The sequence below is a fragment of the Planococcus halocryophilus genome (assembly GCF_022489025.1).
GTDB lineage: Bacteria > Bacillota > Bacilli > Bacillales_A > Planococcaceae > Planococcus > Planococcus halocryophilus_A.
On sequence record NZ_JAKVTG010000008.1, the window covers coordinates 103,377 to 128,062 of the forward strand.

The window sequence follows — 24,686 nt, forward strand, 5'->3', positions numbered from 1 at the left end:
AGACCTTCTTTCGACTTTCCGCAGAGAAGTCTTTATTTTATTTATTTAATTGAACATTGTATTGATAAGCTTTTCTGTCGATCAACAAACTAAAGGTGATAAAAGCTGCAAGTGACAATAGCACGGGTAGCGTCACCGTATGTACGCCGAACAAATTGCCGTTTTCGATATTGTAAAAATGGATGGCGATATAACTCATAATCCCCGTCGCCATTGATGCAATCGCTCCGTATTTATTGCCCCATTTCCAATACAAACCAAGAACAATCGGCCAAATAAACGCCGCTTCTAACCCCCCGAATGCGAATAAATTCAAAAAAATCAGCAGCTCTGGCGGATTTAAGGCAAGTAAGAAAACGATAATTCCAAGTATGCCTGTAACGCCAAACGAGATCCGTTTAATGGTTTTCATTGTGGCGTCAGGTTTCACATAATTCAAGTAAACGTCTTTAACAATCGACGAACTGACAAGTAGCAACAAGGAATCGACGGTCGACATAATCGCAGCCATTGGAGCAGCGAGTACGATTCCTGCAACCCACGGCGGCAAAGTTTCTAGCGCAATAAGCGGAATGACTTTGTCTCCAATTTCAATGCCTGGCATAACCGGACGTGCAAAGACACCGATCAAATGCATATTAAGCATAATAAATCCCGTAACGATTGTGCCGATAATTAACGCACGATGCATTGAACGCGAATTTTTATACGACATGGCGCGTACTGCAATTTGTGGCAAGCCGACAACGCCGACTCCAACCAATATCCAAAATGATGATACGTAAGCGGCAGTCAAATTACCATCTGCGCCGTATGGCGTAACCAAGTTCGGGTTTTCATTGATCAAATCGTTGACGATATTGGGAATCCCGCCACCTGCGATAATAACAGCGATCAATAATACAAGCGTTCCGACGAGCATCACCGCTCCTTGCACGGCATCAGTTAAGGCAACCGCGCGGAAACCACCAATGGTCACATACACCAGCACACTAATAGCAAATAAAAATAAGGACGAGTTATACGATAAGCCTGTCAGTGATTCGACGAGACGTGCGCCCCCAATCCATTGTGCGGCCATGGCAGAAAACAAGAAAACGATAATGCTAAAAGCAGATAATAACACAACAATCGTACTATTGTAGCGAGCTTTCAAAAAATCAATCATCGTAATCGCTTTATAGCGACGCGCCATAATGGCGTATTTTTTCCCTAGAATCATCAAAACGAAATAGCCTGTTACCACTTGCGCCATAGCGAGCAGTACCCAACCAAAGCCCATCGTATAGGCAGTTCCAGGGCCGCCAAGAAAACTCGATGCACTGCCATATGTTGCGACCATTGTCATAGCGAGCACGAAACCGCCAAGTTCACGACCTCCTAAGAAATAATCACTAATAAAGTTAGAAGATGCCGATAGTTTCCGGCTCGACCAATAGCCGATAAAAAAGATGATCAATAAAAAGGCCAGCATAGGGACTAATACTGCGTAATTCATCAGACATCCCCCTCTTCATCAAATGGGACTTCGGTGAAGAAGAATTTAACGATGACAATCACCAACACGCAGATCAGCACAAAGCCGACAACGCAGCTATAAAAAAACCAATCTGGTAAGCCGAAAATATAACTATATTCTTCAACAGGACGCGAGCCTAAACCGTATGCAAAACCAAACCACCAAATAAAATTAAATAATGCTAACCCTACGCCAATCCACGCTTCTCGGTGAGCTATTTTAAAACGCCAATCCGTTTCTTCCATCACGTACACTCCCGTCCATTTTTCTTTAACTTCATCTATCGTACACTATTGCCTGCTCTTGATTAACTCCGTTGACTCGCTTTTAAATCAGCTAAAAACCCGAAAGCAGCAGCCTTCGGGTTTAGTGGATCCATTAACGTGCCAGTAAATATTCAACATACGCACGCCAATACGTGTTTTTGGCAACTTCAAAATCAGGCTGACGACTCGGGAAAGGCATAAAGACTTTCGGAGGCGCAACAAAATTTTCAAGTTTCTCTTCATGCATCACAATGGTCCCAGCTTCTGGACCTTCTGACAATACTGCTTTTGCTCCTTTTTCGAACTCAGCAGTGACAGGTACCGTTTTTGGTCGGCCATTAATATTCAAGGTATGTGTTTTTCCAACTTTCCCGTCATAATCGAACAACCATGGCGTTGGAAGGGCAACCGCATTTTCAGCTGTTTCTAACGTAATTGCCGTGTTGACGTTGCTTCCGAAAGGCAATTTGTTTTCTATCGGCAAATTTACTGCAATTCTTATTTCATAATACGCTAACGGATTGTTTTGTTCTTTTGGATCTAATTGATGATAAGCTTCAAGCCATCTTGATTCTTCAGCAGGCATTTCTGACACACTTTGAACTGTTCCTTTGGCAATTCCTTCAATGCCTTCTCCTTGAATGTTGACCGGATCTGCGACTTGAACTAATGGCCATTCATCTTCAAGTACATAGCTGAGGAATATTTTTTCATTCGAATAAATTTCAATACTTAATGGTTCTGTTTCTCGGTTGATTTTAGATACCACACCATCTACTGGACTGATGACTGACGGATTTGAAAGACTTTGCGCTAATTGCGCTTCTAAAACCGCTAATTGCGATTCGATGGATGCAAGTTCTTGTTCAGCTTGAGCGATGCCTGCAGCATATGAGCCATCTTGCGGCACTGCAACCCCTACTGAAACATTAACATCAAAATTAATGATTTCGTCATCTTCATTCGTAATTTGCGAATTATTCGAGGCATCTCGTGACACCACTTCATCTTGTGCGGCTCTAGCTTGTTGAAGCGAAGTCAGCGAACTTCTCACTTCGTTTCGCTGACCTTCCAACGCAATTTTCTGCGTTTCCCATACCGCTCGCTGATCCGCCGTTTCCGCTTCATTTAATACAGCCAGTTCTGATCCAGCGGTTACACTGTCACCTTCTTGAACCGTCCATTGCTGAAGCGCTTCATGGTCCTGCACATAAATTTCTACAGTTTCTTGCGGTGCCGTCAATGCCTCTTTAAACAAATCGATGGTGTATGTACCCGTGTACGCTTGCTCATAATTGCTGACATAAACACTTTTCGGCAAAATGCTTTTCTCGCCGAACATTAAAAGGCCATTAGCCGTTAAAAAAGCCACCACCGCAACAGACAACCCAACAAAATAAAATCTATTCAAAAAGACTCCCCCCATCCATAAAACCGCTCAGCATATCATCCGTCGGAATCAAACTAAACGATGCGACAATTAACGCCGCCAATATGTGGAGCATGATCAAGCCAAATAAAATCAGTTTCGGGTTAATTGTTGTAAAGCTGCGGATAAATCGGTATTGTACGGCAATAATTAATGACGTGAATACCGTCAGTTGATTAAAGAAATAAATCAAAAAGTGATGATCCAAAAATGTGGCAGCAATCGGTCCAAACGAAAATATCGATACAGACATCGTAAAGCCGGTCAACGCGAACAATAAGAAAATTAATCCTTTTTCAATAATCAGCAACGCAACCACATATAGTTGCATAATGAGTGCCGCGCGCCAAGCTACTTTCACAATTTTGTTGAACAAAAAAGCGGCTCCGTATAGATGAAAAGCCAAATAAAAACCTGCCCAAAGAAGCGTACCTGCAAGAGAAGTCCAGCGGGCTAATGTATAAGCATCCCACATTCCAGCAGCTAAAATCGGCGTCAATGAATCAGTATTCATCCCCCAGATTTCACTCATTGCGAATACGATAAGGCCCATCGCAAAGATCCAGGCAATGCGCTTGTTGACATCGCGCATTTCTGTCGTTTTTATATTATGTATAAGTTGTCCTTGTCTCGGAAAAAAGTGCCAGAATTTGAAGTCTGATATCATGCGTATAGTTCCTTTCAAGGCAATTGACGTTCTGCTTCACTATACTTTACCAAAAAAGTGTCATCTTTGGAACGCATTAGCTGACACATTCTTCAATATTTAAACCGTTTGAGCCAAAAGGCATAGCAGCTTGGTTAAACAGTCGTCATGGAAATGATGTATTTTTGTTTTAGTTGAATTTTTTTGACTTTTACACGAACTTTTCATGCTGGTACCTGAACTTTGCTAGCTCTTACATGAACTTTTCACTTCTTTATATGAATCCATGCTCTTACAGCAACTTTTTTTCCTCTTACCCGAACTTTTGAGCTCCTTACCTGAACTTTTTTCACGCTTACATGAACTTTTCGCATCCTTACCTGAATCCTCTCAGATTTCACCCAAGTTCACATGAGATCTCTATTTCATATCACATAGCAACAACTCTACAAAAAATCCAAACAAAAAAGACTGCTCACAAGGAGCAGTCTTTTCTTTATCGAATTATGCCTCGATAATGCGGTATTTCTTATGTGAAATTACGGTCATGTTGGATGCCGCACCAATTTCTTTTGCGTCTTCTGGTGAGATTTCAACAATCACTGAGTTGTCCATAATTTTAAAGATGGTGCCGTTAACATCGACGCCGTTACGAGTGAAAGAAATCCATTCGCCTATGTAGCGTGCTGCTACGAATTCTGATACTTCTTTTTCATGGGGTTGGAAAGCCATCAATACCACGCCTCTCTTTTTAAAACGCTATCTGCCTATTATAGCACAAATTGCCTTCCATTTCACCTTTAAAGAAACCCTGCTTTTCGTTGCCTTTATTCTAGTCTTCCTGGTCTTCGATTTCCGTAAATCGACGAATGGCACATAACTCCACTTCATGCTTTGTTCCTGCGAGTTCGATGATTTCAACTGACTTCCCGGGTTTTGGCGAATGAAGCATTAGCCCGTTGCCATAATACACCCCAACATGATGAATTTTCCCTTTACCTTCTTCGTGAGCAAAAAACAATAAATCTCCAATATGCCAAGATTCAACGTTATTTGGATCAACCTCGGTTCCTTCTAACACTTGATCCACCGCATCGCGTGAAATGATTACACCGTTTGCTTTCATTAAATTATACGTAAGTCCCGAACAATCAAAGCCGTAGCTCGACATACCAGCCCATAAATAAGGCAAATCCAAAAACTCCGCTCCAAGATCAGCAATGTTTAGCCCACTTCCTTTTGGACTTTGGTTATAAGCGCTAACGATTTCCACTGCTTCTGTCATCACTAACGCATCCCCATGTGGCGTTTGAAGCCGAATAAAATCGCCAATCTCTTTGACTGGCAGCATCGTATTAAACGACACGACTTTTAGCGGTTTGAAATCTTCTGTCCAAAGCTGTGCTTTATTATGTTTGACGCGAGCATAACCAAGTTCTGTTAAGTTTTCGACTTCTTTTAATTGACTAGCAGGTACCCACCCGGGATAGCCTCGCTCATCTTTTTGACACGGTTGCCATAACGCAATGATTTTCGCCCAGTCGTTTATTACTTCCTCGATCAACACAGGTTCCCCGTATAGAAGTTGCGTTTGGATTCGATTACTAGTGACTAAATCTTGATTGTCTTCTTGGCTCATGCTTTTCAGCCAATTGTTCATATTGGGATGTTCCGCAATTCCTTCTGCATCGATGGGACGCGCTTTTTCTGGCGCTGTCCAAACTGTTGCAACGGGAACACTGCATACCCATGCCGTGGATTCTGTTTGCAACAAATTGTTCACTCCGTTTCGGTTGTGTTATTGGACGCCTGGAAGAATTGTTAAAGTTTTAGCATCTGCATCTAGTTTGGCAAGAGCACCCAACGGTATAGAAAAATGCGGTTCGCAATGCCCGATTTTAAAGCCTTTCACAACTGGAATTTTTAAATCGCTAAAGCAATTGTCTAATACTTGTTCTAACGTCAACGATGGCTTGCGTTTTTTCGGCTCGGCATTTTTGAAATCGCCAATAATAATACCTGCCGCTTCATCAAATTTTCGTGCCATGCGCAAATGGTTGAGAATTTCATCCACTTCAGCCGGTTCTTCATCCACATCTTCAATCAATAAAATTTTCCCTTTTACATCCAAATCAAACTTAGTACCGATTGCACTGCGAATCAACGACAGATTTCCTCCCACTAACTCACCCTGTGCCACTCCACCTACCATTGTTTCAAGTGGTGACACTTCTTCTGTGTAATGCAATTCAAATGGTCCAAATAATTGGCCAAACATGCGTCTGCTACGTTCGTGAAATTCCGGTTTGCCCACATCTGACGCGAGCATCGAGCCATGGAACGTCACTAAGTTTGCATATTCGCCAATTGCTGTATGTAAAAAGGTGATATCCGAGTAGCCCCAAAATACTTTCGGGTTTTCTTTAATCATGGCGTAATCAATTTGATCTGCATACCGTGCAGCGCCATACCCACCACCTGCACAAAAAATACCGGACACTTCTGGATCTTCAAACATTGCGTGCAAATCGGCTAAGCGTTCTTCATCTGTTCCAGCCAAATAACCGTTAACTTCGTAAACGGACTTGCCAAGTTTTACGTTTAAGCCAAGCTCTTCTAAAAACGGCAATGCTTTTTTTAAGTTTTCTTGATTTGGTGGACTCGAAGGTGAAATAATTCCTACCGTATCCCCTTTTTTTAATCGTTTTGGTAAAGTTCTCACAATATCTACTCCTTCACTGATTTTCGTCTTTTTTCATTACTATGACTCAATGTACCAATACCACTGTAAGAGTTCAATCGAACCGCTACCAACAATTATTCAATCAGAAGGAATAAAGTCTTTTTATTATATTTTTTAGAATTTTTAGTTATTTTGTACGATGTTTATTATAAATCATTCATTTATACTAAAAACAAGTTAGCAAACAGCTTAACTTACAGTAAGATCTTCCAAAAAAAAACTTTTGTAAAAGGAGCGGATGAAGATGATGAATTTTGATAAAGTACTAGAACTAGGTTGGGGAGATCTTGCAATCGGAATCGCTGGCTCTACAGCAGTTATGCTGTTTATCAACTTTTATACTTTGATGTAAGGGGTGACCTATGAATAACGCAGATACTTAAAAGCTCTTTTCTGAATCTATTGGAAAAGGGCTTTTAATATGGATTTTTTCGCATTTAAAAACGCCTCTCCCAGTTGATCTGGAAAGACGTTTTTATCCATAGGCTGCTATATTCACTTTACAAACCTCCATGTAATTGTTCTGATTCTCGCTGTTGGATCAATAATGTATCAAACATCGCCCGGTCTCCTGAACTTAAAGCTTCATCAATCATCCGACTGTAGTTTGCCTGTTCTAGAAAATGAATGGCATCTGTCGCTTCTTTTCTTGTTTGATCATTTACCTCAATTACTTCTTCTCTTTCTTCCTGCAGTATTGCTTGGAGATGTTTGTGTATATCAGACACGAGCAACAATTGGTACAGAGGCAAGCGGATAAAGCGATTGCCTTTTTGGAAGACGAATACTTCAGAAAGGTTCTCTACTTGAAACGTATTGAGATTGACGATAATTTCTTTACCTTCCACCGGAATAAAGTGGAACAGCTCGTCATCTTTCATAATTGAGAAATACTGATAAGCGAACACAAATTTAACCAGATGCCCTTCTTTCTTCGTATAGAACGGCTTCATAAGTTTTACATGCAACATTATAATCACCCCTCTTTTTATTTTTTTAATATTCCGACTACCTTAATTATAGCATAAAAACCTCTATCCGAAAATAGAAAGGCATAAGAATTATCTTATATAATAGACGTTTCAGAAACCATTCTGTCACATTTTTTATCAAAAAAATATCTATTTTATAATAAAAACGCTATACACCGCATCTTTTATCCCCTCTTAAGAATCAGGTGTACTAATATTATTACATCAAAAAATATAATATAACAACTTAGTACTGATCCAGATCTGACTCCAAAACCCTTATAATAAATAAAGCCTATCAGCTACCTTGTACGGCTAGCTAACAAGCTTTAGAGAACGGTTACATTATTTTCGGGTGCGTATTCGTTGATGACGGTGACGCGGAGGCGTAACCATAAAATGCATTTCGTTCGGTTTGATATAAATGGACACTTTCTCCATAATATATGTCACCAGATTGTGGAACTCTTCATCCGACATCTCCCGTTTATAAAAAACAATTCGATTCATTTTGAAATCGACTTGCACCTGCTCTAAATAATCTGGAAAAAGGCGTGGGTCTTGAATGCTGTAACAATCACCATCTGAAGAAATTTGCCAACTGATCTTACCAAATACCAACTCAGCTCTCGCATAGACTACTTCCCAAGCCACAACGTCCTTTGGATGCAAAACAGAACGCAAGTCAGGGATTTCTAAAATAAACGAATTGAACAACGATCATTCTCCTATCCGAAACAATATAATTAGGCCTTTGTAACTTTAATAATACCATTTACCTTACATAAAACAATATTTCGAAAAAAATAAATGTATGATTTTGCAGCTTGTTTACCAGCTAACTATTCTTCATCATTTACGGAGCAGTCTGAAAGACGTATAATAGAGGGAAAGTTTTATTTTGGGGCGATGCATATGGCTACGGTTCAATCCCTGGCGAAAAGATTCGAAGATACAATACACAATTATATGGCTGCTATCGACAAATCACTTCTACCGACCCGTGCGTTGGATGAAGAAATGGTTCGAAAAGCAGTCTTTTTAGTGCGGCACGATGGAGTGCAAATTCAGTCGTTCAACGAAGAGCGCCTATTACTTGAAGCAATTGTAAAAGATGCACACTCTGTTAAGGTAATCCTTAACTTCGATAAACTCACGGCAATTTGCGCTTGCCCGCAAGAACCAATATGTCGCCACCGGTTGGCAGTCATTTTTGCGCTTTACCAAAAAATCGGTTCGCTTTCTGAATGGGTGGCTACATGGCGTGAGCCTGAAAGCAAACAGATGGCCTTATTGTCTGAAAAACGTTCTCCTGAGCAATGGACAAAGCTGATTCGCAGCATTTGGCGAGATGCCATTCCTGATTATACGACACGTAATTATTTTTATTATGAACAAATGTATGAAGGACGTTTAAAAAATGCTTTGTCTTACGTACCGTTAGAGCGTGAGTGGAAAGTCCTTTACCGTACTTATGCTCACTTTATCTCGTTAACTGAAGTATGGTCGACGTTCATCTCAGGAACTCAAGAAGTTCATCATTCGTTTTTTAAAACATGGTTTGATGATGAGTTGCACGAATTACGTGATTTGCTTGGACAATTGCGTGTGCAGCACCGAACATTCGAAGCAGATGCTTTTTTTGAACATTTGAAAGTTTTGGTGCGGGAATTCATCGAAGTGAAAGATTCTTCGTTTTCACAACGTTTTTCCCTTTACCAGCTATTTTGGACCAATTTGTATACGACAAGTCGAATCCGTGAAGATGAGCTTGTTGCTTTAAAAAATCCAGATGAGCGATTAAAAGCCTTTTTTAATATTCTTTTGAAAAATAATCTTGATGTTAAAAAAATATCTCCAAACGAAACACATGACTGGATCGCACTTGCAGTTCTTGCTGAAGACGAAAATCACCCGCAAGCATTGACAAATGTTTTGTTAGCGATCAAGCCACATGTGAAAACTTTCTTGTTTGAAGGTCTTTATACACAATACCGTCATCAATACGTTCGAACGCTTAGCCGCTTGTTTTCACAAATCGAATTGAGCGAACTGGATTGGGAAGATTTGTTCAAGCAATTTGGCCATTATGGCTTGCCTGCGTATTCCGCTTATTTGATTGAAAAACAAATGTACAAACAATGGGCAGAACTGCATCACCTTCACAATTCTCCATTGTATTTTGCAGAAGAATGCGGTTTGAAAGAAGTACAAAACGCAGCGCCGGACTATGTGCTTCCCCTTTTCCACCGATATGCGCTTTCTCATCTCGAGGAACGCAACCGCCCAAGCTATAAACAAGCGGTCCGGATTTGGAAAAAGATGAAAGCAGCTTGCAAAAAAAGCGGTCAAATGGAGTTTTGGACTGCGTACATCACTGAAATTCGCACACAAAACAAACGCTTACGTGCACTCCAGGAAGAGATCGAGAAAGGAAATCTTATATGAATCAATTCCAAACTGAAGGAAGCCGTCTCTACTATTTAACCATCAATCGTGGAGAACTTTTCCGCATCCAGGCAGCCAATGAAGCCGGCAATCGGATTCCACCGGAAATCTGGAAGCCGTATTTGTATTTTCTGGACAAAGATAGCTTTTACGGCTTGACGGCACAAACTGATGGGTTGGATTTGGTCTTAACGCCCGCTGATTTTGTTCGTTTATTTCAAAATGAACCTCATCATTATGTGACGTTCGCTGGACAACGAGCAGAAGATGAGAGTTGGCTAAAGCTCGCCGAAAAAGTCGCCGACTCGTTAAGTGACCCTGATTTATGGGACCATGTATCGGTTGAAGCAGATGATATTGTGATTAGTGACAAGTATGGAGATAAAGAAATACGTACGTTTCTTGCTGATACAATTCATCATCAATTGCGTCAAAAAGGCTTAAGTGTAGCTCAACTGCCTTATATTCAAGGATTTGTTCAACAAGCCGGCTGGCAAGGTTTACTGGATGCAGATGATTATGTGGTTGCGGTGCAATTGAGCGAACCCGATGAAGATGAATATTGGTCTTTTAAAGTGGTTATGCGTTCAAAACGAGGCAGTGTTTATTGGTCTCCTTCTAAACGTCGTGCAAATGAACCTATACCTAAAGCGCTACCCGAAAAGTGGCGTTCGTTTGCGCCAGATATTAAAAATCGTCAAGCTTTACTACTAAGTTTATGTCCTTCTATTGAGAGTTTTGATGAAGACCGTTTTTACCATGTTGAATGGACAGATGCAGAAATTCTTGAGTTTTTGCGCAATGACGCAGAAATCTTGCAAGCTTTTGGAGTTGAAGTGTCTATTCCTTCTTGGTTAAAAGCTGTTCAAGAATCAAAAATTCGCGTCAAAGCGAATGTGAACTCGACCATTAAAAAAGCGTCTGTTGTCGGCCTTGACCAAATCATCAATTTTGACTGGCAGTTTTCGTTAAATGGTCACGATCTTAGCATGCAAGATTTTCAGCGCTTAGTTTCGGAGAACAAAGAATTTATCCGCATCGGTAATGAATGGGTGCGTGTGGATTCAAACTTGCTGATGCAATTGCGGAAAATGATTGAAGAAGCAGAAGATGCCGATTGGACCATTAAGGATATGTTGTTCCAAAACGTACCGGAAATCATGCTTGAGGAAACAACTGAAGAAGATGATCCACTCGTTGAATTCCATTTAAATAGATCGCTGAAAACGCTACTCGACAAACTTCTTGATAAGCGGGATTTACCGGAAACAACGTTGCCACAAAACTTATTAACGGAGCTACGTCCTTACCAAAAAATCGGCTTTGATTATTTGGTATTTATGCGTCAAGAAGGCTTTGGACTGTGTTTAGCAGATGATATGGGTCTTGGAAAAACGGTTCAGCTCATTACGTACTTGCTTCATGTTCATGGAAAAAAACCTGATCATCCATCGCTAATTGTTTGCCCTACCTCTGTACTCGGTAACTGGCAAAAAGAGTTAGAGCGCTTTGCTCCTGATTTAAAAGTAGTCACGCATTACGGCAGTGTCCGTCCAAAAGGCGAAGAATTTAATGCCTTTTTAGCTAAAGAAAAACCCGATGTCGTATTATCGACTTACGGTATCGCTTCTTCTGACGGAGAGGAAATGCAAAGTTTGCATTGGTCGAGCATTACACTCGATGAAGCACAAAACATCAAGAATATGTACACAAAACAATCGCGTACTATCCGGAAATTCAAAGGAGATCACCATATTGCTTTAACAGGCACTCCGATTGAAAATCGCTTGTCTGAGTTATGGTCAATCTTTGACTTTATCAATAAAGGCTACCTTTACCGCATCAAGCAATTTCAAGAAAACTTTATGATTCCAATCGAACGCGATAATTCTGAAGAACATAAAGAAAAGTTGCGTCAGCGTATTCAGCCATTCCTGCTGCGCCGGACGAAGAAAGATCCGGACTTGCAATTAAACTTGCCTGAAAAACAGGAACAGCTGGAATATTGTCCACTGACACCCGAACAAGCCGCTCTATATGAAGGCTTGGTTCAGGACACGGTGCAGAAAATGGAGACGCTCACAGGTTTCGAGAAAAAAGGACTTGTATTGAAAATGTTAAGCAAATTAAAGCAGCTATGTAACCATCCGTCTCTTTATTTAAAAGAGCCTTATACGAACGCTGCTGAAATTCTTCCTCGTTCTCAAAAACTAGAGCGCATTGTGACCTTAGCCGGGGAAATTGCAGAACGCGGGGAACAATGTTTGATATTCACACAGTACATCGGTATGGGGCATATACTGCAACAAGCGATTAACGAGTTGTATGGTCATGAAGTGCCATTCTTAACCGGTAGCATGCCAAAACAACAGCGTGATACATTAGTAGCTCAGTTCCAAGCTGGGAAATTCCCTATTTTCATCTTGTCGTTGAAAGCAGGCGGCACTGGTCTAAACTTAACGGCCGCAACGCATGTTTTACATGCCGACAGATGGTGGAATCCAGCGGTGGAAAACCAAGCAACTGACAGAGCTTACCGCATTGGTCAAACTCAATTCGTTCATGTCCATAAATTTGTGACAATCGGAACAATTGAAGAAAAAATCGATTCTCTATTGGTTCAAAAGCAATCCATGTCCGAAGAGTTTATACAATCCAGTCAATGGATGACCGATCTTTCGGATAATGATTTGAAAGAACTGTTTACTTATTCACTTTAATTAGCGTTAAATAATCCGGCCAGGTCCCCACCTGGCCGGATTTCCCCTTTTAGACATGAAACCTTACCCTTTTTGAACAGTGCAGAAGATCGTTTTCAATTCACTTAGTTCCCGCTCCGCTTCTGCCAATCGTTGATGCAGCAAGGCGGTTAGTTTAATCAATTGCTCCATATGCACTTCCAGTTGCAGCTGCACATCTTTCGGCATGGCTAAGTGCCTCCTTTCTATACGTTTACTTGTTCAGTTTCTGGCGGTTGGAAATCGAAGTCTGCATCGTTTTGTGGCGTTTCTTGCTGAGATGTGGTTTCTTCTTGCGTTTTTCGTTTATCGAGGAACCGGATTTGGTCACCTAGCACTTCTGTTACGTAAATACGTGTTCCATCCTCTTTATCATAGGAACGTGATTGCAATCGACCAGTAACTGCTACTAAAGATCCTTTTACACAGTATTTTGAGACATTGTGAGCGGGCCTACCCCAAGTGGAGCAAAGAACGAAATCTGTTTCTGTTTCTCCTTTCTGATTTTTATAATTTCTAGAAACTGCTACGATGAAGGAAGTATGTATACGACCTTCATTCATAACACGCATCGATGGATCTTTTGTTAAGCGACCTACAATTCCGACTTGATTCATTTTCTCACCTCCTTTTGCTTATGTAGAGCATACTAAGAAGATTGAATTCTTTGCAAAATCGGAAAAATAATTTTTCATCGATTTTCTGCTTTCATATTTCATTTTTGAAGCTTTCCAAAAGATTTCTCCAGATTTCTTTTCTTGATTTTATTCAGTTTCCACAAAATCTTAGCCTAATGTAAAAATCATATTTGGTAAAAAACTGTTATTTTAAATTGGCTGTTCTGATTCGTCGACTAAATCTCTTATATGCTATGTTATACTGAAACAAAGCTAGTATGGGAGGCATCGCCGCATGAAAACATTTAAAATGCTGTCATTAGGTATTGAAAAAGAAGATCAAGTGACTGACTATCCGGTACATGATGGCATCATCATAAATCAGGAAAATAAGGAGCGTTCATGGGTTCTTGAGATGCTCATCGATATACCACACCAAGAAACTTTTGATCGCTTAAAAGAAAGCAACGAAACAATAGCAGTCCAAGTTGTCATTTCTTATCCTAAAAACGAACCTGCACCTTTTGAGGTCGTTGTTAAAGATGTTAAAATCATGGGCGACCATGTCTCGGTATTAATGAAAGGCACATTAAAACGAGCTCGTCGAAAATACGCAGAAACGCTTCTTTCAGAACTTTTAGAGGATGGACTTGAAGGGCAAGAGTTGCTTGAACGTTTTGAAACCGATATGCGTACTCGTCCAGGGCTTCGTAAAGACGAAGTTTAATACAACCTAGAAATTCCATAAATAAAAAAGCTGTGGCAGAAAGTTGAACTGACCCGTTAATATGAGACACAAGAAAAAATACCTAGGCTGCCATTGTCCGATATTTAATCGGATAATGGCAGTTTAATTTTTGGAACGGTCGTATGTAGTTGTAATAATACATGTAATCTTCAACTTTTTGTTGTACAATGGCATTGGTTAGGTGCACCCTTTTCAGGGTGTAGAATTCTTCCGACTTTAGCGAGGAGTGGAAGGATTCAATGACGGCATTATCAAAGCAGTTTCCTTTGCGGGACATGCTGGTGATAATGCCGTTTTCTTTTGTCGTCAGTTGAAATGCACGTGAAGTGTACTGGGCACCTTAATCACTGTGTAGAATGGTTCCGGCTGTGTTACACTTTCGAAAGACCAGTTCCAACGTATCCAACACGAGCTGGGCATTTTGCGCGTCGCTGATTTGGTAGGCAATCACTTCATTGTTATACAAATCTAGAATCGTCGATAAGTAAAGCTTGCTTTCTCCTGCCATTTTCTTCGCTCTTTTTAGTTTGACTCGGCATTGAAGATTATATTTCTGCATAATTCGCTGCACCGTCTTCCGATTCAGCTGGATGCTGTTATTTTTCAACACTCCTTTCACCGTTCAGTGCCCAACATGGAACTTCAGTTGTTCACAGATGGCGAGTATCTCTTTCTCCAACTCGGTCATCCCGTCCTCTCTATGGCGACAACGGTAATAAGTGGCACGAGGGACACCCATACAGTCGCAAATCATCGTAATGGAATATTTATCTTTGAAACAATCGACAAGTTCTAAGAAGAGGGTCGGTTCCACCTTCTTTCCCATCAATTCCTCTTGCGCTCGTAATACAGGACCTTTTTCTTCAATTCATCTAGTTCGCTCAACTCCGCATTGTAACTGGATTGCTTACCAAGAGGTTGAGCCAGGCGATGCGTTTGTCCTTCTCGATGCCATTTCATCCATGTCTTAATCTGCCCTCTGTTTTTAATCTGATGGATTCCCATAATTTCTGCGTTCGTATAATCCCCACTGAGTTTCATTCGGATAACCTCTTGTTTAATTTCCTCTGGATAGAATCGTTTGGTTGATCCCTTTTTTGAATCCATACAGAAAAACACCTCCAGTTTGTCGTTGAGTACTACATACGACGTTGGGGGTGTTTTTCCTTGTCTCATTTTATTGGATTACTCTAAGTCTTAGGGGACTTTCTACAACAGTTTTTTAGTATTGAATAGACCTCTAGTTTGGCATTACTCTATCGAGTTAAGTTTAGATTCAACAAAATCTGCCTCTGCTCTGCAAGCATAATCGTAGGAAGTTTGTAAGTACTCCTGTTTATTTTCAATACGTGCTACTTGATTTTCTGAAGGTGGCTCTTTTAATATCCGATCAATCGTATGATTGATTTTCTCAGCTATGCTCTCGTGGAATTCAGGAGCAACTTTGACTTCCTCGGATACTTGTTTATACCACTTCGCTTCATTTTCTATGTATGCTTTCCACGCATTCATAAAGTCTGCTAACTGAAATTTTTGCTCTTGCCATTCAATTTGCGCCATATATCTTTCAAAAACTTTAGAAATGGATTTTGTAATACTGCTTTTCACACCTGGTGATAATGATTTGTACATATGACTAACCTCCATTTACAAACGAGAAATTTGCGCCTATATCTTTCCCAAAATAATTATTTAGCTTCAGCGACTGGACCTAAAGCAAAAAGAATATCACATTCACATGCAAGCTCCCCATCTACTGTAGCAATTGCATGACCTTTACCCATTGATCCTCGAAGTTTTGTTAGAACAACTTCTAAGCGTAATTGATCGCCTGGTACAACTTGTCTCTTAAAGCGACAATTATCGATTCCTGTAAAAAATGCTAAACGGCCTTTATTTGCATCTAACTGCAAAACCGCTGCTGCACCAACCTGCGCCAATGCTTCGACGATTAACACACCTGGCATAACTGGATAACCTGGGAAATGACCATTAAAGAAATCTTCATTCGCAGATACATTTTTTAAACCAACAGCTTTTTTGCCAGCTTCGATTTCTAGAATACGATCTACCATTAAAAATGGGTAGCGATGTGGTAAAATTGCTTGAATTTGTTCAGTTGTCAACAAACGTTCCATCTCCTTTTTCTGCATTCATGGGTTCGATAAACTACTTCATATAACGCTTTATTTGCCACCCATAATATCTAATATGTGCTGCCATGTTTCCCATTTCAATGCATCGGCGGGACTACCATCACCAATTACGCCAAAGCCTATCATTACGCCTAGAACAGCCGCTAAAGCGATTAAGGCAATGACTATCACGATACGTAACCAAATGGGAAATAGACGTATTTGAACCCACCATGTCTTTTTAGGACTTGCTGGTTCTGCCACATCTCTTTTAGCTTTTTTTCGAAGAGAAAAGTTTTTCTTCATTTCAGCCATTCATTCTGTCAACCTTTCCATCTACTGAATTCTCGAATTTCACACGAAACTCGAATTTTTAAACTCTAGTTATTATAACCAGAAAGCGCGATTTTTGCTATCTGCTGTTTGGCCTTGTTTGTTTAGCACGAAAAATATTTTCTTTTGCTTCTAGCATTAAACCAGTACCAAGCACGACGCATTCCATCGGATTTTCTGCAATTGAAATCGGAATCTCTAGTTTCTCGGACAAATATTGGTCTAAGCCATTTAACATTGCACCGCCACCTGTTAAAACCGCTCCACTTTCAATAATATCTGAAGCCAGTTCCGGCGGTGTTTTTTCGAGCACTGCACGTGTTGCTTCGACAATGGCATCCACCGATTCTCTCAAAGCTTGTTCGATTTCAAACGAACTGATGGTTAAGGTTTTTGGATAACCAGTTAAAATATCGCGCCCTCGTACTTCCATCTTTTTTTCTTCAAGATGTTTACCTGCTGTACCGAGTTCTATCTTAATTTTTTCAGCAGTTTTTTCACCAATCAACAATTTATGCTGGTGCTTTACATATTTCATAATTTGCTGATCAAAGCGATCACCCGCCACTTTAATCGTTTCACTTGCTACAATGTCTCCCATCGACAAAACGGCTACATCCGTAGTCCCTCCACCGATATCAATGACCATGCTAGCATTCGGCTGATAAATGTTAAGTCCTGCACCAATTGCAGCTACTTTGGGCTCGACTTCAACATACACTTTTTTAGCGCCTGCTTTTTGTGCGACTTCTCGAATTGCATTTTGTTCGATGCTTGTTATATTTGTCGGACAGCAAATCAAAATGCGTGGTTTGGACATAAATCCTTTTAGTTTCAAGATGTGTACGAAATGCTTTAGCATCGCTTCAGTCACATCAAAATCATGGATGACTCCGTCTTTTAGCGGACGAATCGATTCAATATGTTTGGGTGTTCTGCCCAGCATTTTACTCGCTTCTTTTCCCACTGCCAGAACTTCTTCAGTTTTTCTATCCCTAGCTACTATAGAGGGTTCGTTTAAAATGATTCCTTTACCTTTAACATATATTAATACATTCGCCGTTCCAAGATCGATTCCAATGTCTTTAGAAAACATTCAGCCCACGCCCCTTTTAAGCCATTTATTATGCTTTAGCAGTTAAGTAAGTCGTTATTTTCTAATTTGTCTATACGAAGATTCTAAAATATAACTTAAAACCTTCTCTTAACTGAATATTTTATCATAGTGAGGATTGCATTGACAAAAAATCCTCGAACCTTTCGTTCCATTAAAAAAGCTTGCGGAACTGGTAACCAGCCCCGCAAGCTTATGATAAATGGTATTAGACCAATTGCTCGACTTTTTCTTCAGCTTGTTCAACAGTTACACGCTCAATATCAGCGCCTAAAGCAGCAAGTTTTGTATGGAAGCCTACATATCCACGATCTAAATGATAAAGTTCGTTAACTCGTGTAATTCCATCTGCAGCAAGACCTGCAAGAATCAATGCCGCTGCAGCTCTTAAGTCTGTAGCAGCAACTTCTGCGCCTTGTAGTTTAGATGGTCCTTCCATAATAACAGAACGTCCTTCAATTTTAACTGAAGCATTCATGCGTCGGAATTCTTCTACATGCATAAAGCGGTTTTCAAAAACAGTTTCTGTCAATATGCCATTGCCAGTTGCAGTAAGCATTAATGACATCATCTGTGATTGCATATCCGTTGGGAATCCTGGATGTGGCATTGTTTTGATATCAATCGAACGAAGTGGACGACTAGCACGAATGCGTAATCCCTCTTCAGTTTCTTGGATATCGACACCCATTTCACCCATTTTAGAAATTAACGCAACCATATGTTCAGGTACAGCGTTTTCGATGATTACATCACCTTCAGTAATTGCTGCAGCTACCATAAACGTTCCAGCTTCTACACGATCCGGAATAATATAATGTTCAGCACCGTGCATTTCTTCTACACCTTCGATACGCATTGTATCCGTACCTGCACCGATAACGCGACCACCCATTTCATTGATGTAGTTAGCCACATCAACAATTTCTGGTTCTTTAGCAGCATTTTCAATAATAGTCGTACCTTCTGCCAAAGCAGCAGCCATCATAATATTTTCCGTTGCCCCAACACTTGGGAAATCTAAATAGATTTTTGCTCCTCGCAAACGGCCATTTGTTTTTGCTTCCACGTAACCATTACCAAAGGTAATACTAGCACCCATCGCTTCAAATCCTTTTAAATGTTGATCGATTGGTCGTGAACCTATTGCACAACCACCTGGTAAAGCTACACGTGCAAAACCGTTACGCGCAAGAACCGGTCCCATTACTAAAATAGATGCGCGCATTTTACGAACGTATTCGAATTGAGCTTCGCTTGATAACGTTGCTGAAGAATCAATCAGCATTTCATTTTTTTCTGGGAAATATTCAACAGATACGTTTAAGCTTCTCAAAACTTCTTGAATTGTATAAACGTCTGCTAAATTTGGTACTTCTTTAATAATGCTCTTGCCGTTTGAAGCTAGTAATGCTCCAGCCAATACAGGTAAAACTGCGTTTTTAGCTCCTTCTACCCGTACCTTTCCTTTTAACTTTTGGCCGCCTTTTACGATAATCTGATCCACAAATATACCCTCCATGTGTTTAATATTCATCTATATATGCCTATTTACGCTTAAAAGTCCAATGTCATTCTTAATAAACAAAACCTTACTCATATTACCTTCTTTTTTAATAAAAATCAAGCAAATTTACTCTCATTTTGTGTTAAATTTCAATTCGGACTCTATGTTATTCGAATAGCATGTTGTTTTTGTGTCCGTCAAGGAAGAAAGTCACATTTTAATAACAAGCTATTAGACCTTTTCCCCTCTATAGAGCGTTTAAACCTTATACACAAATTTATTTCCCAGGAAATAAAAATTTTGCCGTTTTGCCATAGCCATGAGTATCAAAGACATGGCAAAACGGCAATTTTAAAATAGATAAGGCAATTGCCGTGACCAAGATGAAATATTTAGAAAAAATGTAGATACCATGGTCCCTATTGCTATGCTAAGAAAAATATAAAGAATTTGAGCTTGTAAAATATGATGTTTGTGAATCAATTTTTCTATCATTAATGCACGCATTGCATAAAAAGCAACTCCCGTGAAAAAAATGTGACTAAAGATCGATATTAAAGCGTTTTGTCCGATCATGTTTTCCATTTACCTCATCCTTTCGTCGATAAGAATTCAACTTATTAATCAATTAGAAAAAGCGGACAAAAGTCAATTGCCCTTCTGTCCACTTTTACTTTTTTATTAGCTAGCTTCAGTGCCTAAATTCGACGGGCTCTTACGCTTTTCTTACTGTCTAGTTCTAACGGCCAACTCCTCGGGTCATAAAGCAGCCCACCTGCGTGGCAAATAACGCCACACTGTTGGTCTGTCTTATGCCTGTCGGAGCTGAACGGCCGTTTTCACTTTTCTTGTCTAGCTTCAGTGCCCAGATTCTAGGGTCATAAGCCACTCTTACTGTGCGGCAAAGAACGCCGCTTCGTCAGTGCGTCTTATGCCCGTCGAATCTACACGGGCTCTTACGCTTTTCTTTTAAATGTTACCCTCATAAACGTTGATACGATTCATCGCACGCTTTAACGCCAATTCTGCACGTTTAAAGTCGATTTCATCTTTATTTGCCTGTAAAAGTGCTTCTGCACGTTTAGCGGATTCTTGAGCACGAGACAGATCAATATCTGTCGCACGTTCAGCCGATTGTGCAAGAATCGTCACTTTTTCAGGGCGGATTTCTAGAAATCCACCGTTTACAGCAACTAATTCTGTCGAGTTCTCTTTCTTCAATCGGACTGCACCGATTCCAAGTGGAGCAACTGTAGGAATATGACCTGGTAAAATACCCATCTCACCTGTTGCTGTAACTGCAATAACCATAGATACTTCTGAATCGTATACCGGGCCGTCGGGAGTGACAATATTGACTGCAATGGTCTTCATTTTTTTCCCTCCTGGTCCCTGGTTTTAGACTTCTACGCCCATGCTTTTAGCTTTTGCAATAACCTCTTCAATGCGGCCGACTAAACGGAAAGCATCTTCTGGCAAGTGGTCATATTTCCCATCAAGAATTCCTCTGAATCCTTTGATCGTTTCTTGAACTGGAACATAAGAACCTTTTTGGCCAGTGAACTGTTCAGCAACGTGGAAGTTTTGAGATAAGAAGTTTTGAATACGGCGTGCACGGTTAACCGTCAGCTTGTCTTCGTCACTTAACTCATCCATACCAAGGATTGCAATGATATCTTGTAATTCTCTGTAACGTTGTAAAGTTTCTTGAACTTCACGTGAGATTGCGTAATGTTCTGCCCCAACAATTTCAGGTGACAATGCACGAGAAGTTGAAGCTAAAGGATCTACCGCTGGATAAATACCCATCTCAGAAAGTTTACGCTCAAGGTTAGTCGTTGCATCTAAGTGAGCGAAAGTTGTAGCCGGAGCCGGATCCGTATAGTCATCGGCTGGTACATAAATTGCTTGGATAGATGTTACTGAACCTGCGCTCGTTGTTGTAATACGCTCTTGTAATTGACCCATTTCTGTAGCAAGTGTTGGTTGGTAACCAACTGCTGATGGCATGCGGCCAAGTAATGCCGATACTTCAGATCCTGCTTGTGTGAAACGGAAGATATTATCGATGAAAAGAAGAACGTCCGCGCCTTGTTCGTCACGGAAGTATTCAGCCATTGTCAAACCAGACAAAGCAACACGCATACGTGCGCCTGGTGGCTCGTTCATTTGACCGAAAACCATTGCCGTTTTCTTGATAACGCCAGATTCGCTCATCTCGTGGAATAAGTCATTTCCTTCACGTGTACGTTCACCAACACCAGCGAATACGGATAAACCACCGTGTTCTTGAGCGATGTTGTTGATCAATTCTTGAATAAGAACTGTTTTACCTACACCGGCACCACCGAAGAGACCGATTTTACCACCTTTAATATAAGGAGCAAGCAAGTCAACAACTTTAATACCTGTTTCAAGAATTTCAACTTCTGTGGATAAATGTTCGAATGTAGGTGCAGAACGGTGAATTGGATCACGACGCTCTGTTAACGGAATTTCTTCCCCTAAATCGATAATTTCACCAAGTACGTTGAATACACGACCTAATGTTACATCTCCAACTGGAACAGAAATTGCTCTGCCCAAGTCAGTTACTACTGAACCACGTTGTAATCCATCAGTAGATTCCATCGCGATTGTACGGACTGAATCGTCACCAAGGTGAAGAGCCACTTCAAGCGTCAAAACGACTTGAGCTTGTCCGGGACGATCAATATTTACAGTTAGGGCGTTATAGATAGCTGGAAGTTGGCCATTAGCAAACTTAACATCTACAACTGGTCCCATAACCTGAAGAACGTGTCCTGTGTTCATGCTGTTCCCTCCTGTCTTACTTTTTTAAAAACTTCTTCTTAAAGAAGTTCCCAGTTTTATTATTAGCAGCATATAGCGCCCATCTACATGGGCACTTCTGCATTTCTTATTGTCTAGCTCCGGTGCCCAGATTCTCGGGGTATTAAGTCAGCCCACTACGGAAATTACATTTCCTGCGCGTTCTGTCTTAAGCCCGTCGAATCTATATGGGCACCTTTGCATTTCTTATTCTAAAGCAGATGCTCCGCCGACAATCTCAGTGATTTCCTGAGTGATTGCCGCTTGGCGTGCACGGTTATATTGAAGTGTCAGTCCATTAATCAAATCAGACGCATTATCGGTCGCGCTCTTCATTGCTGTCATGGAAGCAGCATGTTCACTCGCTTTGCCGTCAAGAACAGCCCCAAAGATCAAGCTTTCTGCGTATTGTGGAAGAAGAACTTCCAAAATCGCTTCTGCTGAAGGATCAAACTCATAAGATGCAGTTGATCCCGTCGGTTGAATATCCGTCAGCGGCAAGACTTTTTTCTCTGTGACTTCTTGTTGAATTGCTGAAACAAAGTGATTGTAGTACATATAAACTTCGTCATACGTACCATCTGAGAACATACCAACAGCTTTGCGCGTTATTTCTTTAATATCCGCAAACGTCGGATGATCCGGAAGTGCAATTGCACTTTCAAGAATCGTCATTCCTTGCTTCGCAAAGAATTCCTTTCCTTTCCGACCAACGCTTAGGATAACAAAGTCGTCATTAGAGGTGTGTCGTTCACGGATTTTACTCATAACTGTACGAAGAACATTACTGTTATATCCGCCTACAAGACCACGATCTGATGTAATCACTAAATAAGCGGTTTTCTTTACAGGGCGAGCAATCATCATCGGGTTGCTAGTGTCTGAAGACCCAGCTGCGATTGATGCTACCACATCCTGAATTTTGTGCATATATGGAACGAACGCTTTCGCATTCACTTCCGCACGGCTTAGTTTAGATGCAGAAACCATTTGCATGGCTTTTGTGATCTGACTTGTTTTCTTTGTTGACGTAATTCGGTTTTTTATATCGCGTAATGATGCCACTGGTATTTCACCACCTTATTATTTTTTCTTCGTATTCGAACTCGGTTTTACTCAGATTTAGCAAATGTGCGTTTGAATTCATTAATCGCTGCAGCAAATGCGTCATCAGCAGGTAAGCCTTGAGTTGTGCGAATAGTATCCAAAATTTCTGTGTGGTTTGTATCCAACCAGCTTGTCAATTCAGCTTCAAAGCGAGAAATGTCGTTGATAGCGATATCGTCAAGGAATCCACGAGTTAACGCATAGAAAATAACAACTTGTTTTTCAACTTTGATTGGGTTGTTTAAGTCTTGTTTCAAGACCTCAACTGTACGTTTCCCACGCTCAAGTTTCGCAGCAGTTGCAGCATCAAGATCTGAACCAAACTGAGAGAATGACTCAAGTTCACGGAAAGCCGCTAAGTCAAGACGCAATGTACCCGCAACTTTTTTCATTGCTTTGATCTGAGCTGAACCACCAACACGTGATACAGAAAGACCAGCGTTGATTGCTGGGCGTACACCCGAGAAGAATAGATCTGACTGAAGGAAAATCTGACCATCTGTAATCGAGATAACGTTTGTAGGAATATATGCAGCGATATCGCCAGCTTGCGTTTCTACGAACGGCAATGCTGTGATAGACCCTGCTCCAAGCGTTTCGTTTAATTTCGCAGAACGTTCAAGTAAACGTGAGTGCAAGTAGAAAACGTCACCTGGGTAAGCTTCACGGCCTGGTGGACGACGAAGCAATAGTGAAAGTTCGCGGTAAGCAGATGCTTGTTTTGTTAAATCATCATAGACGATCAACACATGTTTGCCTTCAAACATGAATTCCTCAGCCATTGTGATACCTGCATATGGAGCCAAGTATAATAATGGAGCTGGTTGTGAAGCTGAAGCTGTTACAACGATTGTGTAATCAAGAGCTCCATTTTTACGGAAAGTTTCTACTACGTTACGTACAGTAGATTCTTTTTGTCCGATTGCCACATAGATACAAATCATATCTTGGTCAGCTTGGTTTAAGATCGTATCGATCGCAACAGACGTTTTACCTGTCTGACGGTCACCGATGATCAATTCGCGCTGTCCACGACCGATTGGCACAAGTGCGTCAATCGCTTTAATACCTGTTTGAAGTGGTTCATGAACCGATTTACGGGCCATAACACCTTGTGCAGGGCTTTCAATTGGACGAGATTTTGTTGTGTTGATTGGTCCAAGACCGTCAACAGGTTGTCCAAGTGGATTTACTACACGTCCAATAAGTTCGTTTCCTACTGGTACTTCCATAATACGGCCAGTTCGACGTACTTCATCGCCTTCTTTGATGTCTTTGTATGGGCCAAGGATAATAATACCAACGTTGTTGGCTTCCAAGTTTTGCGCCATACCAATAGCACCAGTAGAGAACTCTACAAGTTCTCCAGCCATGATGTTGTCGAGGCCATGAGCGCGTGCGATACCATCACCAATGGTGATTACTGTACCAACGTCGTCAACTTTCATCTCTGATTGATAATTTTCAATCTGTTGTTTAATCAGACCGCTGATTTCTTCAGCTTTGATGCTCATGTATGTCACCCTCTCATAA

Annotated in this window: 27 protein-coding genes; 3 read left to right on the forward strand and 24 right to left on the reverse strand. The window is 40.8% G+C overall.

Translation table 11 applies throughout. The features are described from left to right. Nucleotides 1–37: 37 nt before the first annotated feature. From panF to MLE13_RS10940, 9 genes are all read right to left on the reverse strand, one after another. Nucleotides 38–1,498, reverse strand: a complete 1,461-nt coding sequence (gene panF, locus MLE13_RS10900; RefSeq protein WP_240749743.1) for a sodium/pantothenate symporter — start codon at nucleotides 1,496–1,498, stop codon at nucleotides 38–40. Further along, nucleotides 1,498–1,764 carry a YhdT family protein gene (locus MLE13_RS10905; RefSeq protein WP_240749744.1) on the reverse strand — a complete coding sequence of 89 codons (267 nt, stop codon included), beginning with the start codon at nucleotides 1,762–1,764 and terminating at the stop codon, nucleotides 1,498–1,500. The genes panF and MLE13_RS10905 overlap by 1 nt, the downstream gene beginning before the upstream one ends. 133 nt (nucleotides 1,765–1,897) lie before the next feature. Then, complete coding sequence (locus MLE13_RS10910; protein WP_240749745.1) at nucleotides 1,898–3,196, reverse strand: efflux RND transporter periplasmic adaptor subunit; 1,299 nt, start codon at nucleotides 3,194–3,196, stop codon at nucleotides 1,898–1,900. Then, a complete protein-coding gene (locus MLE13_RS10915) occupies nucleotides 3,189–3,881 on the reverse strand; it encodes a hypothetical protein (protein WP_240749746.1) in 693 nt (230 codons plus the stop codon). Before MLE13_RS10915 ends, MLE13_RS10910 begins: the two co-directional genes overlap by 8 nt. Nucleotides 3,882–4,364: 483 nt before the next feature. Beyond that, complete coding sequence (locus MLE13_RS10920) at nucleotides 4,365–4,592, reverse strand: DUF2187 family protein (protein ID WP_008433044.1); 228 nt, start codon at nucleotides 4,590–4,592, stop codon at nucleotides 4,365–4,367. A 100-nt stretch (nucleotides 4,593–4,692) separates the two neighbouring features. Beyond that, nucleotides 4,693–5,634 (reverse strand): C40 family peptidase, encoded by a 942-nt coding sequence (locus tag MLE13_RS10925; RefSeq protein ID WP_240749747.1) that lies wholly within the window; start codon nucleotides 5,632–5,634, stop codon nucleotides 4,693–4,695. Between the two features lie 24 nt (nucleotides 5,635–5,658). Beyond that, nucleotides 5,659–6,582, reverse strand: coding sequence for a S66 peptidase family protein (locus tag MLE13_RS10930; protein WP_240749748.1), 924 nt, complete (start codon nucleotides 6,580–6,582; stop codon nucleotides 5,659–5,661). A gap of 521 nt (nucleotides 6,583–7,103) precedes the next feature. After that, nucleotides 7,104–7,574 (reverse strand): transcriptional regulator, encoded by a 471-nt coding sequence (locus MLE13_RS10935; RefSeq protein ID WP_240749749.1) that lies wholly within the window; start codon nucleotides 7,572–7,574, stop codon nucleotides 7,104–7,106. Between the two features lie 345 nt (nucleotides 7,575–7,919). Beyond that, nucleotides 7,920–8,291, reverse strand: coding sequence for a hypothetical protein (locus MLE13_RS10940; RefSeq protein ID WP_240749750.1), 372 nt, complete (start codon nucleotides 8,289–8,291; stop codon nucleotides 7,920–7,922). A gap of 198 nt (nucleotides 8,292–8,489) precedes the next feature. On the opposite strand from MLE13_RS10940, the gene MLE13_RS10945 reads away from it, so the two are divergent. Together MLE13_RS10945 and MLE13_RS10950 are read left to right on the forward strand one after the other, a co-directional pair. Then, the gene (locus tag MLE13_RS10945; RefSeq protein ID WP_240749751.1) at nucleotides 8,490–10,022 is read left to right on the forward strand and encodes a hypothetical protein; all 1,533 of its coding nucleotides are present in this window, start codon (nucleotides 8,490–8,492) and stop codon (nucleotides 10,020–10,022) included. Further along, entirely contained in the window at nucleotides 10,019–12,742 is a 2,724-nt protein-coding gene (locus MLE13_RS10950; protein WP_240749752.1) for a DEAD/DEAH box helicase, read from the forward strand. The genes MLE13_RS10945 and MLE13_RS10950 overlap by 4 nt, the downstream gene beginning before the upstream one ends. Before the next feature lie 63 nt (nucleotides 12,743–12,805). On the opposite strand, the gene MLE13_RS10955 is transcribed toward MLE13_RS10950, so the two are convergent. Then, nucleotides 12,806–12,949 (reverse strand): hypothetical protein, encoded by a 144-nt coding sequence (locus tag MLE13_RS10955; protein WP_169818724.1) that lies wholly within the window; start codon nucleotides 12,947–12,949, stop codon nucleotides 12,806–12,808. A 17-nt stretch (nucleotides 12,950–12,966) separates the two neighbouring features. Then, nucleotides 12,967–13,377, reverse strand: a complete 411-nt coding sequence (locus tag MLE13_RS10960; RefSeq protein WP_240749753.1) for a single-stranded DNA-binding protein — start codon at nucleotides 13,375–13,377, stop codon at nucleotides 12,967–12,969. A gap of 295 nt (nucleotides 13,378–13,672) precedes the next feature. Between MLE13_RS10960 and MLE13_RS10965 the strand changes: the two genes are divergently transcribed. After that, nucleotides 13,673–14,104, forward strand: coding sequence for a YwpF-like family protein (locus tag MLE13_RS10965; RefSeq protein ID WP_240749754.1), 432 nt, complete (start codon nucleotides 13,673–13,675; stop codon nucleotides 14,102–14,104). 82 nt (nucleotides 14,105–14,186) lie between these two features. Here MLE13_RS10965 and MLE13_RS18065 read toward each other — a convergent pair whose 3' ends face one another. From MLE13_RS18065 to atpA, 13 genes are all read right to left on the reverse strand, one after another. Next, the gene (locus MLE13_RS18065; RefSeq protein WP_430905211.1) at nucleotides 14,187–14,402 is read right to left on the reverse strand and encodes an IS3 family transposase; all 216 of its coding nucleotides are present in this window, start codon (nucleotides 14,400–14,402) and stop codon (nucleotides 14,187–14,189) included. A 63-nt stretch (nucleotides 14,403–14,465) separates the two neighbouring features. Continuing rightward, nucleotides 14,466–14,684, reverse strand: a complete 219-nt coding sequence (locus tag MLE13_RS18070) for a DDE-type integrase/transposase/recombinase (protein ID WP_430905212.1) — start codon at nucleotides 14,682–14,684, stop codon at nucleotides 14,466–14,468. 266 nt (nucleotides 14,685–14,950) lie between these two features. Next, nucleotides 14,951–15,232: a hypothetical protein gene (locus MLE13_RS18075; RefSeq protein ID WP_430905213.1), complete on the reverse strand. Its 282-nt coding sequence runs from the start codon at nucleotides 15,230–15,232 to the stop codon at nucleotides 14,951–14,953. Nucleotides 15,233–15,376: 144 nt separating this feature from the next. Then, nucleotides 15,377–15,757 carry a hypothetical protein gene (locus MLE13_RS10975; RefSeq protein ID WP_240749755.1) on the reverse strand — a complete coding sequence of 127 codons (381 nt, stop codon included), beginning with the start codon at nucleotides 15,755–15,757 and terminating at the stop codon, nucleotides 15,377–15,379. Between the two features lie 56 nt (nucleotides 15,758–15,813). Next, nucleotides 15,814–16,254, reverse strand: a complete 441-nt coding sequence (gene fabZ / locus MLE13_RS10980) for a 3-hydroxyacyl-ACP dehydratase FabZ (RefSeq protein WP_240749756.1) — start codon at nucleotides 16,252–16,254, stop codon at nucleotides 15,814–15,816. 57 nt (nucleotides 16,255–16,311) lie between these two features. Further along, on the reverse strand, nucleotides 16,312–16,575 hold the full coding sequence (locus MLE13_RS10985) for a DNA-directed RNA polymerase subunit beta (protein ID WP_240749757.1): 264 nt from the start codon (nucleotides 16,573–16,575) through the stop codon (nucleotides 16,312–16,314). 97 nt (nucleotides 16,576–16,672) lie between these two features. Beyond that, nucleotides 16,673–17,689 (reverse strand): rod shape-determining protein, encoded by a 1,017-nt coding sequence (locus tag MLE13_RS10990; protein ID WP_240749758.1) that lies wholly within the window; start codon nucleotides 17,687–17,689, stop codon nucleotides 16,673–16,675. A gap of 226 nt (nucleotides 17,690–17,915) precedes the next feature. Beyond that, on the reverse strand, nucleotides 17,916–19,214 hold the full coding sequence (murA, locus tag MLE13_RS10995; RefSeq protein ID WP_240749759.1) for a UDP-N-acetylglucosamine 1-carboxyvinyltransferase: 1,299 nt from the start codon (nucleotides 19,212–19,214) through the stop codon (nucleotides 17,916–17,918). Between the two features lie 351 nt (nucleotides 19,215–19,565). Continuing rightward, complete coding sequence (locus MLE13_RS11000; RefSeq protein WP_240749760.1) at nucleotides 19,566–19,799, reverse strand: DUF1146 family protein; 234 nt, start codon at nucleotides 19,797–19,799, stop codon at nucleotides 19,566–19,568. Between the two features lie 384 nt (nucleotides 19,800–20,183). Next, complete coding sequence (locus MLE13_RS11005; protein ID WP_008496906.1) at nucleotides 20,184–20,588, reverse strand: F0F1 ATP synthase subunit epsilon; 405 nt, start codon at nucleotides 20,586–20,588, stop codon at nucleotides 20,184–20,186. Between the two features lie 24 nt (nucleotides 20,589–20,612). Next, entirely contained in the window at nucleotides 20,613–22,028 is a 1,416-nt protein-coding gene (gene atpD, locus MLE13_RS11010) for a F0F1 ATP synthase subunit beta (RefSeq protein WP_008496905.1), read from the reverse strand. 225 nt (nucleotides 22,029–22,253) lie between these two features. Next, a complete protein-coding gene (gene atpG / locus MLE13_RS11015) occupies nucleotides 22,254–23,111 on the reverse strand; it encodes an ATP synthase F1 subunit gamma (RefSeq protein ID WP_008496904.1) in 858 nt (285 codons plus the stop codon). Between the two features lie 47 nt (nucleotides 23,112–23,158). Beyond that, nucleotides 23,159–24,667, reverse strand: coding sequence for a F0F1 ATP synthase subunit alpha (atpA, locus tag MLE13_RS11020; RefSeq protein WP_240749761.1), 1,509 nt, complete (start codon nucleotides 24,665–24,667; stop codon nucleotides 23,159–23,161). Between the last annotated feature and the right edge of the window lie 19 nt (nucleotides 24,668–24,686).